Origin of the sequence: Paracoccus sp. P2, assembly GCF_046335115.1 — a bacterium.
GTDB lineage: Bacteria > Pseudomonadota > Alphaproteobacteria > Rhodobacterales > Rhodobacteraceae > Paracoccus > Paracoccus pantotrophus.
Genome location: NZ_JBGOSN010000074.1, coordinates 1 through 11,906, shown reverse-complemented (window position 1 = coordinate 11,906; position 11,906 = coordinate 1). Strand labels below are relative to the sequence as shown.

Below are 11,906 nucleotides of genomic sequence, written 5' to 3'. Positions count from 1 at the left end.
GCCGCGTCGCCACCCGCTACGACAAGACCGCCGAAAGCTTCCTGGGTTTCATCGACATCACGTCCATCCGCCTCTGGCTGCGTCATTTGTCAACATGACCTAAGCGCAGCTTAAGAGCGCGCGGGCGCAGACGGGGCAGCCTCTTAAGGTTGGGTTAAGCCATTGCTCATATCGATCCGCGGCAGATCCGGAAAAGGACAGGTTCATGCCACAGGACAAAAGACATCACCCCGACCGCCGGCGTTTCCTGCGGACCGGCATCGCAGCCAGCGCCTTGGCGGCCAGCGGAATATCCGCGCGGGCGCAGGACAATCCGATGCCCCCGGAGCTGCGCCAGGCCCTGGAGCACGAACAGCTCGGCGCGGTCCTTGGCAACCCCTCGGGAGATGTCACGCTGACCGAGTTTTTCGACTATAATTGCCCCTACTGCCGCGCTTCGGTTGCCGACATCCACCAATTGATCTCGGAAGACCCGAATCTGCGGGTGCTGCTGAGGGAATGGCCGGTATTCGGTGCGGCTTCGCTTTACTGCGCCCGCATGTCGCTGGCCTCGTTGCGGCAGGAGAGGTTCTGGCAGTTCCACGCCGGCCTGATGAACATCGAGGGCGAGGCGGATGACAGGAGCGCCCATCGTGTCGCAGAGGCGGTCGGGCTGGACATGGACCGCCTGCGCAGGGATATGGATGATGTCGTGATCGCCCGCCAGATCGAGCATTCGTGGATCCTGGCCGAAAAGATGGGGCTGTCCGGGACGCCGACCTTCATCGCCGGGGACTTCGGCGCGTTCGGCCGGCAATCACTAAACGAGCTTCGCGCAATGATTGCAAAGGTGCGCCGCAACCGCTCGTGACTTATTGATCGGCCCCGAGCGGATCGAGCCAGCCGGCACGGTTTGGCAAGTCCAGCGATCTTACTGATCGCGGCGCACCTCGTCGACTCGATGCCGCCGTGCCGATCGTTGATCAGCCCGCGCCCGCCTCGCCGACGGCGCAATCCCTGGTCTCCTACAGCGTCATCGGCAAACGATGCCGGTGACGCTGTTGTTCAACGTTTTACGTTGACGAGCAGCCTACCCCGAACCTTTCCCTCCAGCAGTTCCGATGCCCGACCGATCACATCCGCAAGACCTATCTCGGTCGCGACCTGATCCAATGTGCCGGCATCGACTTCCTTCGCCAGCGCCTCCCAGGCCTGGGCGCGCAGCTCCATCGGGCAGAACACGCTGTCGATGCCGGCCAGCGTCACGCCGCGCAGGATGAAGGGGGCGACGGTGGCGGGAAACTCCATGCTCTCGGCCAGGCCGCAGGCTGCAACGGTGCCGCCATATTTCGTGCCCGCGCATACATTGGCCAGCGTCACGCCACCCACGGCATCGACCGCGCCAAGCCAGCGTTCGCGGCCCAGAGGCTTGCCGGGTGCCGAAAGCTCGGCCCGATCCAGGATCTCGGCTGCGCCGAGGCCGGTCAGATAGTCGGCCTCGCTGGCCTTGCCGGTCGCCGCGACGACGCGGTAGCCCCGGCCGGCGAGCAGCTTCACGGCAAAGCTGCCGACGCCGCCCGTTGCCCCGGTCACCAGAACATCGCCGTCGCCGGGCTTCACGCCATGCCGTTCAAGAGCGAGCACGCATAGCATTGCGGTAAACCCGGCCGTGCCGATGGCCATCGCTTGCCTTGTGTCCAGACCCTCGGGCAGCTTCAGCGTGCGTTCGGAGGCCACGCGCATCCGTTCGGCATAGCCGCCCCATCGCGTCTCGCCCATGCCGAAGCCGGTATGGACCACCTTGTCGCCCGGCCGGAAGGCATCGCTGCCGGACTGGACGACCGTGCCGGCGAAATCGATGCCGGGAACCATGGGAAAGCGGCGGACGACCGGGCTTTTCCCGGTCAGCGCCAGCGCGTCCTTGTAGTTCATCGTGGACCATTCGACCGCGACCGTCAGGTCGCCCTCGGGCAGCGCATCGTCGTCTAACTGCGCCAGCCTGGCGGAATATCCGCTCTCGTCCTTGTCGATCAGGATTGCGTCGAACATGGTTTCTACTCCTTCCTTGATGTCATGCGCCGGCAAAGCGCGCCTCGCGCCAGGCCAGAGCCTTGCCCAGCCCCTGGTCGCGCAGCACCTTGAGGAAACCTCGCTTGAGATCCGTCCCCTCGCCTTCCAGCAGGATATCGATATCCAGCGAGGCCCGCAGCGCCGCCTGCATCCCCATCAGCTCATAGCTGCGGTGCATCGCCTGCTTGGTGCGCCGCATCGCCATCGCGTCCAGCCGCGAGATCCGCCGGGCCAGCGCAAGGGATTCGTCCATAAGATTCCCGTCCGGCACGATGCGGTTGATCAGCCCCCAATCCAGCGCCTGTTGCGCCGAAATCGAATCCTCGCCGGTGAAGATGACACCCTTGGCGATCTTGGGCGGCACATGCCATGGCAGCAGCATGGCGACGATGCCGGCGCCGAATTTCAGCTCCGGCTCGCCGAAGACCGCGCTTTCGACCGACAGGGCGAGGTCGCAGCCCATCATCAGTTCGAACCCTCCGGCAAGGGCCGCCCCGTTGACCGCCGCGATGGTCGGGACGGACAGGTTCCAGAAGGACATGATGCCCCTGAAATCGGCCTCCAGCACCGGCTCCCATTCACCGACGCCCTGCGGCGTCGCCTCCGCCTGCGCCTTGAGGTCAAAGCCCGACGAAAACGCCTTTCCCGCACCCGTCACGATGACGGCACGAATACCGGCATCGGCAGAGATATGGCGGCAAAGCTGGTCCAGTTCGGCCAGCATATGCTGGTTCATGGCGTTCGCGCGTGTGGGCCGGTTGAAAGTGACGACGCCGATGCCCGGCTCGGGCTGGTCGTAAAGAAGTGTTTCCCATTCCATCTGAGACTCCGTCGTTGAGGTTTCGGTTTCAGCGCCGGCCATTGGCCAGCCGCAGGGCCTCGGGCAGCCGGCGCAGCCGCCCCATGGCCAGCACACCCAGCCAGGGCCCGATGGCCAGCGCAGCAAAGGCAAAGGCCCAGCCGCAGGCCGCGACGATCAGCGGCATCGACTGGATGATGATGAAGGTCAGCAGGAAACCCATGCTGGTCTGCAGCGTCAGCATGGTGCCGACCAGTTCGGGCTCGGACAATTCAGCGACACTCGCCGAGAACTGTGCCGAATCCGCAATCACGCTGATGCCCCAGATCAAGGCGACCGCGATCACGACGCCCGCCCCCAGAGCCGGCGTCAGGCCGATCAGCAGCGCGCAGGTTCCGCTGACCGCCATGGCCGCCATGGTGACGGTGGTGCGGCCGAAACGGTCGGCCAGCACGCCCGCGACGACGCAGCCGAGCGCGCCGGTGGCGATCACCGCGAAGGTGACGAGCCCGGATTGCGCCGCCAGCGGGCTTCCCGCCCTCGTCAGCGCCCATTCGAGGAAAACGCCGATCCACGCCCACATGGCATAAAGCTCCCACATGTGGCCGAGGTAGCCGGCATTCGCCAGCAGCACGGGCTTCTGCAGAAGCGCCCGCCGCGCCTCGGAAAAGCGGAAGCGGGCGGCGCGGCGCAGGTATGGCCCGAGGTCGGAGAACAGGATCGCCCCGGCCGCTGAGGTCGCGCAGAGACTGGAGACGAGGATCGTCGTGCGCCAGTCCAGCCCGACCATCGCATTGAACAGATGCGGCAGCGACGAGCCCAGCGTCAGCGCGCCCACCAGCACGCCGATCATCAACCCCATACCCTTCTGCGACCAGCCCGCCGCCATCTTCATGCCGACTGGATAGACCCCGGCCAGCGTCATGCCGGTCAGGAAGCGCAGCATCACCGTCGCCGCATTGTCGAAGCCGGTGACCAGAAGCAGCAGGTTGGCCAAGGCCCCGCACAAGGCCGAGGCAGCGAAGAGCCGCCTCGGGTCAAAACGATCGGCCATACCGGTCAGCGCACTGAGCAGGGTCCCGGCGACGAAGCCAAGCTGCACCGCGCCGGTCAACAGGCCCGCCTGCTGGCCCGAGAGTGTGCCATCCGCCACCAGCGCCACCGCTGCCGCCGTGGCCGAGAACCACAGCGTCATTGCCGCGACCTGACAGAACAGGATCAATCCGATGGAGCGGGCTTTATCGGTCATGGCAGCTCTTCCCTGTCAAAGCGTGGCAGGCAAAGGGATCAGAAGCCCTTGCACCCGGTTTCCTCGGGCAGAAGGTTGATCTGGTCCCAAGTCATCGGGGTCACGGGCTTCCAGCCGATGGAGGCGCCATGCCGGGGCGGATCCACCGCCACCGCCTCAGCAACGAAGGTGCCCTGCATGCCTTGATGATCCTCGGCACGGATGTCGATCGGTCCCACGACGGTTTCCGCCACCGTGTCTTCGAGCGCCTTGATGATCGCATCGGTCGAGATCTCGTCCGCCGCCTCCAGCGCGGCGAGAACGAATTGCATCCCCGCATAGGCCTGAATCGCCTGATAGCCCGGCACGATGCCGTATTCGTCGTGATAGGCCTTGACCAGTTCCGCGATCTGCGGGTTCTCGTCCTCCTGCATCCAGGAAGCGGTCAGCCCGTTCGCGATCATGCCGACGCCGTTCTTGCCAAGCGCCTGCAGCATCGTGTCGGGAATGCCGGCCGGGGTCATGATCGGAAAGTCCAGCCCGTAGCCGCGCGCCTGATTGACGAAGGCGGTCAGGTCGTCCCCCACGGCGAGCGCCAGATAGATACCGTCCGCATCACTGGACTGGATCTGCGCAATGGCGCTGGACCAATCCGCCGTGCCGACGGGGCGGCCGGCCTCGCCGGCGATCTGGATGCCGGGGATATGCGCGAATTCGGCCTTATTCGACAGGCCGTAGGCATAGTCGTGATAGACCACGAACCATTTCCGTCCGATCATGTCGGGCCGCTCGGCGAACATCGCCGCGCTGGCCTTGGCCGTATTGCCGTCATGGGGCACGGTGCGGAACATGAAGCGGCTGCACTGTTCGCCAGTGATCGGTACCGCCTGAGCGTTGGTGGTGATGATCGGCACGTTGAGGCGTGGCGCCTGGGCGTTGATGCCCAGCGTGACCGCGCTGCTTGCTCCGCCCAACAGCAGCGAGACCTTGTCCTCCAGCACCAGCTTTTGCGCCTTGCGCAGCCCATTCGCGGGATTGCCGCCGGTGTCCTCGACGATCAGCCTGACCGGCTCGCCCTTGACGGTGGCACCCTTCGCAGCCAGCAGGAAGCCATTGCGCATGTCATTGCCGAGGGGCGCCAACACCCCGGTGGTGGGCACGAAGACCCCGATGGCGACCTCGGCCGTCGCCGGGCCGCCCGACAGCACCGCGCAAGCCGCAAGAGCACACACCGCCATCCCGCTGAACCGAAACTTTCCCATTTTCTCCTCCACTCTCGCAATGCGGGCATAAGATACCTCCCGGCGCCCCCTCCCCGAGGCGCCGACGACCGGGTTCGTTCCCGCGTTGTGAACCCGTTGATTATGCTCCGGCCGAACGTCGCTCCTTTTCGAGCCGCTCGTGTATGGCCAGATCGCCTACGGTGATATCGGCCATCAGCTTTCGCACGGCCTGACGCGCCCGGACGGGATCGCCCGCGCGGATCGCCTCGCTGATCGCCTGCCAGTTGCCGGCCCAGGTCAGGCGTTCGGCCTCGTCCTGGAACAGGCGTCGCGTCAGCGGTAGGGTCTGCCGGCCCAGCGAGAACAGGATCGAGCGCGCGATCTCGTTTCCGGCCGCCTCGGCGACATACATGCTGAGTTGATAGACGATGGCGATGAACTCCTCCTCATCACCAGCCTTGTTGGCCGCCAGAAGGCTTCTGGTTCCTTCGTCCACAATCGACTGAACCTCGGGGTCCCGACGTTCGGCAAGTTCCTCGGCGCATATGCCCATCAATGCCGCGCGCACATTGAAGATGTCACGCAACCGCGCGGCGGTCAGCCGGGTGACGCTGGCGCCGCGGCGCGAGGCCATGGTCACCAGCCCCTCACGCTCCAGAATCCGTAGCGCTTCCCTGATCGGACCGCGACTGACCTCGAACCGTTCGGCCAATGCGCTTTCCTGCAATCTCTGACCCGGCTCGAACTCGCCGTTGATGATCAATGCCATGATCCGGGCGCTGAGTTGCTCGGGCAGGGTTTGCATACCCTCGGCCGGATCGGTCCGGAATGTCCTGGCCAGATCGACATGAGTGCCGAATGTCGGGGTTTGTGGATTGCTGGAAGCGCGATTGGTCAATTCTACATCCCTTTGCCGTGAACCAGTCTTGCCTGAGCACGAACGGCCCGTGATGTCGATTGATACACCGAAATTCCTTGTTTCAGGAACTTCACGCGCTGGTCGCGGACGAAATCGTCCTGGTACTTGTCGCCCGAACTGCGCAATGCCAGCGACATCGCCGCGCCGTCAGGACGCGCACGGGCAATGGAATCGCAGATCCGTTCCAGGGCGACCAGACCGGCCTCGTCGCTGTCCATGAAATCGAGCACCCAGCCCATCTCCACGAAGACCACCACCCGGTCGATGACCGGCGACACCTTCAGCAGGTTGATGATTTCCTCAAAGATGTAGCGCTCGCCGTCGCGCAGGCCCCAGACCGGGATGTCGATGGGATTGGCGACGCTGGTGCCGGGAATACCGAAGCGCCTCAGCCCTTCCTCGGTGGCCGGGTCGAGCGCAGGCACCACCAGCCCCGCCCGCGCCGCCGCATCCGAGGCGGTGACGCTGACCCCGCCGCCCGAGCCGAAGATCGCCAGCCGCGCGCCCGGTCCCCGCCCATGCGCGGTCAGCGCCAGCAGCGTGTCCATCAGGTCGTCCACATTCGAGACCTGGATGACCCCGGACTGCGCCAGCGCCGCGGCCCACAACAGGCTGTCGGTCGCCATCGCCGCCGTGTGGCTGGAGGCCGCGACCTGACCCTGCTCGGTCTGGGCCCCGCGCAGGATTACCACCGGCTTCTCCAGCGCCGCCGCCGCGCGGAAGAACAGCCCCGGATCACGCAGGGATTCCATGTAGAAGGCGATGATCTTCGTCTCGGGATCCTGCGCGGCCTGCAGCAGCAGATCGACCATGTCCACGTCCGAGCAGTTGCCGCAGGACAAGGCCCGCCCAAGCGGCAGACCCCAGACCTGCGCCCTGCGCACCACGTCGCCGGCAAAGGTGCCGCTTTGCGAGAAGAAAGTGATGCCGCCGCCCTCGGTCGGGTTGTAGCGCGCCGCCCCGATCGCCATGCGCGAGCTGGCCGAAAAGGTGCCGATGCAGTTCGGCCCGACCATGCGCATCGCCCCGTCCGCGACCTGTTCCAGCATCCGGCATTCCAGGTCGGCGCTGTCGCTGGAAAACTCGGCGAAGCCCGCCGTCAGCACCTGCGCCAGCTTGACCCCCTTGGCGCGGCATTCGGCCAGCACGTCGGGCACGCGATGGCTGGCGACGGCAACCAGCGCGCGGTCGATCCCGTCCGGCGCATCGGTGATCGTCGGATAGGCCTTGAGGCCGCAGATCTCGTCGGCGCTGGGGTGGATCGGATAGATCGGGCCGGTGAAGCCGAAATCGACCAGGTTGCGGATCATGTGATGGCCCAACTTGTCGGGCGAGGTCGAGGCGCCAACGAAAGCGATGGCCTTGGGATTGAACAGCGCCCCCATCCCGGACAGCTTGGCACGGCGGGCGTCAAGCGCGGCGGCGGTCTCGGCCGCGCCGCGCGGAGTGGCGGCAGGGCGTTCGCCGCCCGCCACCGCATCGACCGCGACCGCGCGGGCGCCGGAAAGGATGATCGGGTTGATGTCAAGCTCGGCGATGTCCTCGTTCAGCAGCATGCCCTCCGGCCCGCCCACCGCCATCAGGCAGCGGACCAGCGCGACACGGCCGACCGCATCCTCGGCCGCGAAGGGGGCCGGGAAGGCCGCATCGATCATCGACCGGGCCTCCGTCTCCGTCAGCGGCGCCAGCGCGGCAACAGGCTTACCGCGTTGCTCTACCCCGCTGCCGCCGGCGCCGAACAGCACTACCGGCCCGTAATCCGGATCGATCCGCCCGCCGATGAAGACTTCAAGCCCCGCCGACACCATTTCCTCGACCAGCACGCCGTCGATGCGCGCCGAAGGGTACGAGGCCCTGCAGGCGTCCATGATCGACCGCCAGGCATCCGCCGCCCCTTCCGCCGTGACCGACAGGCGGACACCGCCAGCATCGACCTTGTGGACGATATCGGCCGAGACGACCTTCAGCGCGCAGGGCGCGCCGATCCGCGCGACGATGGCATGCGCCTCCTCCGGCGAGGCCGCCAGTTCCGGCAGCGTGGTCTCGATCCCGTAGCGCGCCAGAAGTTCCTTGGATTCGATTTCGGTTTTCATCTCGTTCCTGAATATTGTTCCGTGAAGCGCAGCCGTGCCCGATGGCGGCAGCCGCCGTTTCAACCCGTTTATATTTGCCCGTGCGGATCACTCGACCGTCAGCATCCGCTCCAGCCCTTCCCGATCCGCCAGCGCCTCATCGCGCGTGTAGCTGCGGCTGATCTGGCCGTTCTCGACAATGTGGAAGGCATCCCCGACCGAAAGCGCCAGCGGGATGCTCTGTTCGACCAGGATGACCCCGATGCCGCGCTTGCGCGCCTCTTCGATGGATTGGGCGATGGCGCCGACATAGCTGGGCGACAGGCCCTCGGTCGGCTCGTCCAGCATCATGTAGGCCGGGTTGGCCAGCATGGCGCGGGCCACGACCAGCATCTGCTGCTCGCCGCCGCTCATCGTGCCGGCCTTCTGGCCCATCCGCTCGCCCAGGCGGGGAAAGATCTCGACCGCCTCGGCAATGGTGAAGTCCTGCCCCGATCCGGTCGGCCGGCGCGCGACTTCCAGGTTTTCCTCGACCGTCAGATTGGCAAAGACCTTGCGATCCTCGGGCACCAGCGTCACCCCCATCTGGGCGCGGCGAAAGGTCGGGCCGGTCACTTCCCGGCCGTTCAGGGTGATCCGGCCCTCGGTCCGGTCAACCAGCCCCATGGTGGCGCGCAGCGTCGTGGTCTTGCCCATGCCGTTCAGGCCCAGAAGGCAGGTCACCGAAGCGGCCGGCACGTCGAAGCTGAGCCCGTGCAGGATCTGGCTGACGCCATAGAAAGCCGACAGGTTGTCGTAGCGAAGCACGGCGTTCATTCCGCGAAACTCCCATGCAGATAGGCTTGACGGACGGCCTCGTTGCCGCGGATTTCCTCGGGCGGGGCATCGGCGATGACGGTGCCGTGCTGCATGACGGTGATCCGGTCGGACAGCCGCATGATCATGCCCACGTCATGCTCGACCACGATGATGGTCAGGCCCATGGTATCGCGCAGCAGGGTGATCAGCGAGGCGATGGTCTCGCGGTCGCCGCGCGACATGCCGGCCAGTGGTTCGTCCATCAGGATCAGCCGCGGCTTCAGCGCAAGGCCGATGGCGATGTCCAGCGCGCGCTGATAGCCATGCGCCAGCATTCCGGCCTTCGCATCCTCGCGCCCGCGCAGCCCGACGCTGGCAAGGATACCCCGCGCCTCGTCGGCGTCCTCGTCCTCGTGCTGGTGCGACTGCCATAGCGCGGCAGAGCGCCCTTCGCGCGACCGGATCGCCAGCATGACGTTCTCCAGCACCGGCAGGTCCATGAAGATGCTGGTGCGCTGGAACGTGCGGGCAACCCCGCCGCGCGCCAGCCGCTCGGGCGGCCAGCCGGTGATGTCCTGCCCTTCGAACAGGACGGTGCCGGACATGGGACGGATCGAGCCGGTGATGAGGTTGAACAACGTGGTCTTGCCCGCGCCATTCGGCCCGATGATCGAGTGGATCGATCCCCGCTGCACCCGCAGGTTCACCCCGTTCACCGCCTTCAACCCACCGAAATGCTTGGTCAGTTCACTGACTTCCAGGATGATCATTGCGCGGTCCTCCGTCCCGACTTACGGGCCGACAGGCGTTCGGCGATCCGCGCCGCGCCACCGAACAGCCCGCCCGGCGCGACGATGACGATCAGCACGAAAAGCGCGCCGAAATAGATCAGCCAGGCATCGGTAAAGGTGCTGACGTAATGTTCGGCCAGCGTGAAGACCACCGCACCGATCACCGGGCCGAAGATGGTGCCGACGCCGCCGAGGACGACATACATCAGCACCTTGCCCGACTCGAGCCAGTGCAGCAGATCGGGCGAGGTAGCACCGTTGAACAGCACGAACAAAACACCGGCAAGAGAGGCGAGCCCGGCCGAGATAACATAGGACATCAGCTTCAGCTTGTTGACGTTCATGCCGATGAAGCGTGCCCGCTCACCGTTCTCACGGATGGCCAGCCAGGCCCGGCCGAGCGGCGAGCGGCGCAGATGCAACGCCCCCGCCAGCGCTAGCAGCAGCGCAACCAGCAGAATTGCATACCAGGTGGTCGGGCTGACGATCTGCATCCCGAGGAACGTGGCCATGGGAATGCCGTGCAGCCCGTCCTCGCCCCCGGTGATGTCGGAGAAGACGAAGACGATGGCAAACATGATCTGGCTGAGCGCAAGGGTCAGGATGGCGAAGGTCTTGCCGATCTGGCGCACCAGAACCGCCCCGATGACCCCGGCAACCAGGACCGTGGCTGCCAGCGTCAGCAGGCTCAGCACGACAATGTCGGAACTGGCGCTTTTCGACAGCAGCCCCGCGACGTATGAGCCGAAGCCGAACCAGGCGGCATGTCCGAAAGACAGCAATCCGGTATTGCCGGTCAGCATGTCTAGGCTGAGCGCGAGGATTGCCGCGATCAGGGCATGCGATGCCAGCATCAGCAGAAACGGCTGGCCCGCACTCGCAAAAGGCAGGACGATGCCGGCCAGCGCGACGATGGCCAAGCCGATCAGCCCGCCCCGGCTGCGCGTGCGGCGCTCTGATAGGGTTGCTCCGGTCATTCCGTTCTCCCTTCGCCGAAAAATCCGCGCGGCCAGTTGATCAGCATCGCCATGACCATGATGAACAGCAGCATCAGCGCCAACTGGCCGCCGAAATAGCCCTCGCCGAAGACAAGGATCAGGCCGACGACGTAGGCGGCGACCACCGCCCCACGCAAGCTGCCGAGACCACCGAGAATGACCGTCATGAAGGCCAGGATCAGGATCTTGTCGCCGACCACCGCATGGGCGGTGAAGATCGGCGCGGCCGCGACTCCGGACGCAGCGGCCAGTGCTGCGCTGACCCCCACGACCGAGTGCATCAGCCGCTCGCGGTCGATGCCGATACATGCGCCCATTTCGGGGTCGTCGTTGGCGGCGCGCACGCGCAAGCCCCATTTCGAGTTCTTCAGGAACAGGATCAGCGCAACCGTCAGTGCCACCGCCAAGATCGAGACGAAGATGCGGTAGGCCGGCAGGCTGATGCCACCCATCGAGATCACGCCGCCCAAGACCTGGGGGATGGGCATGATCTGGACATTGCGACCGCCAAGTTCATAGAGAATCCCGGTGATGAGCAGCGCCAGGCCGAAGGTCAGAAGCAGGCTGTCCACCATCGGACGATCGCGGATCCGGGCAAGGATCGCCCAGTCGATCAGCACGCCGATCAGTCCCACCCCCACCGGCGCGACGACCAGCGCGAGGCCGAACGGAACGCCAGATGCGACCAGCCAGACGCCGGCCATGGCTCCGGCGCTGAACAAAGCGCCATGAGCAAAATTTACGATACGGCCAACACCGTAGATCAAGGTCAGCCCAAGGCTGAACAAGAGCAGTACCGAGCCCAGAACGATACCGTTCAGGACCAACGATAGTGCAAGCATTTTCGGCTCCTCCCTCCGAATGCTCCGCTGATTCGAAGGGTGCGGATTCTTTGTCTTAATGTCAACAATCTTAACGTTGACATTAGGGTCAGGACCCATTGATTTCTGCGAGGCTGCGTGATTCACGGTTCGAAAAACGAGCGGTGAACATGTCTGATCTCTTCTGGTTGACCGACGCCCAGATGGC

General features: G+C 65.4%; 11 protein-coding genes and 1 pseudogene. 2 read left to right on the top strand and 10 right to left on the bottom strand.

Annotated features, from left to right (window positions below; genetic code table 11):
* Both ACDP63_RS23085 and ACDP63_RS23080 read left to right on the top strand, forming a co-directional pair.
* Positions 1-98: pseudogene (locus ACDP63_RS23085) on the top strand (IS5/IS1182 family transposase); the annotation flags it as partial.
* A gap of 107 nt (positions 99-205) precedes the next feature.
* A complete protein-coding gene (locus tag ACDP63_RS23080) occupies positions 206-850 on the top strand; it encodes a DsbA family protein (protein ID WP_062562779.1) in 645 nt (214 codons plus the stop codon).
* 194 nt (positions 851-1,044) lie between these two features.
* Here ACDP63_RS23080 and ACDP63_RS23075 read toward each other — a convergent pair whose 3' ends face one another.
* The 10 genes from ACDP63_RS23075 to ACDP63_RS23030 form a co-directional block, all read right to left on the bottom strand.
* Complete coding sequence (locus ACDP63_RS23075) at positions 1,045-2,028, bottom strand: MDR family oxidoreductase (RefSeq protein WP_010397869.1); 984 nt, start codon at positions 2,026-2,028, stop codon at positions 1,045-1,047.
* Between the two features lie 22 nt (positions 2,029-2,050).
* Positions 2,051-2,869, bottom strand: coding sequence for an enoyl-CoA hydratase/isomerase family protein (locus ACDP63_RS23070; protein WP_029372318.1), 819 nt, complete (start codon positions 2,867-2,869; stop codon positions 2,051-2,053).
* Positions 2,870-2,897: 28 nt separating this feature from the next.
* Complete coding sequence (locus tag ACDP63_RS23065) at positions 2,898-4,097, bottom strand: MFS transporter (protein ID WP_010397865.1); 1,200 nt, start codon at positions 4,095-4,097, stop codon at positions 2,898-2,900.
* A gap of 38 nt (positions 4,098-4,135) precedes the next feature.
* Positions 4,136-5,338, bottom strand: a complete 1,203-nt coding sequence (locus ACDP63_RS23060) for an ABC transporter substrate-binding protein (RefSeq protein ID WP_010397863.1) — start codon at positions 5,336-5,338, stop codon at positions 4,136-4,138.
* 100 nt (positions 5,339-5,438) lie between these two features.
* Complete coding sequence (locus ACDP63_RS23055) at positions 5,439-6,197, bottom strand: GntR family transcriptional regulator (RefSeq protein ID WP_010397861.1); 759 nt, start codon at positions 6,195-6,197, stop codon at positions 5,439-5,441.
* Positions 6,198-6,199: 2 nt separating this feature from the next.
* Positions 6,200-8,311: an acetate--CoA ligase family protein gene (locus ACDP63_RS23050; RefSeq protein WP_010397858.1), complete on the bottom strand. Its 2,112-nt coding sequence runs from the start codon at positions 8,309-8,311 to the stop codon at positions 6,200-6,202.
* A gap of 87 nt (positions 8,312-8,398) precedes the next feature.
* Positions 8,399-9,106, bottom strand: coding sequence for an ABC transporter ATP-binding protein (locus tag ACDP63_RS23045; protein ID WP_010397856.1), 708 nt, complete (start codon positions 9,104-9,106; stop codon positions 8,399-8,401).
* Positions 9,103-9,858, bottom strand: a complete 756-nt coding sequence (locus ACDP63_RS23040; RefSeq protein ID WP_010397854.1) for an ABC transporter ATP-binding protein — start codon at positions 9,856-9,858, stop codon at positions 9,103-9,105. The genes ACDP63_RS23045 and ACDP63_RS23040 overlap by 4 nt, the downstream gene beginning before the upstream one ends.
* A complete protein-coding gene (locus tag ACDP63_RS23035; protein ID WP_409928711.1) occupies positions 9,855-10,856 on the bottom strand; it encodes a branched-chain amino acid ABC transporter permease in 1,002 nt (333 codons plus the stop codon). Before ACDP63_RS23035 ends, ACDP63_RS23040 begins: the two co-directional genes overlap by 4 nt.
* Complete coding sequence (locus tag ACDP63_RS23030) at positions 10,853-11,719, bottom strand: branched-chain amino acid ABC transporter permease (RefSeq protein ID WP_010397850.1); 867 nt, start codon at positions 11,717-11,719, stop codon at positions 10,853-10,855. Before ACDP63_RS23030 ends, ACDP63_RS23035 begins: the two co-directional genes overlap by 4 nt.
* Positions 11,720-11,906: the final 187 nt, after the last annotated feature.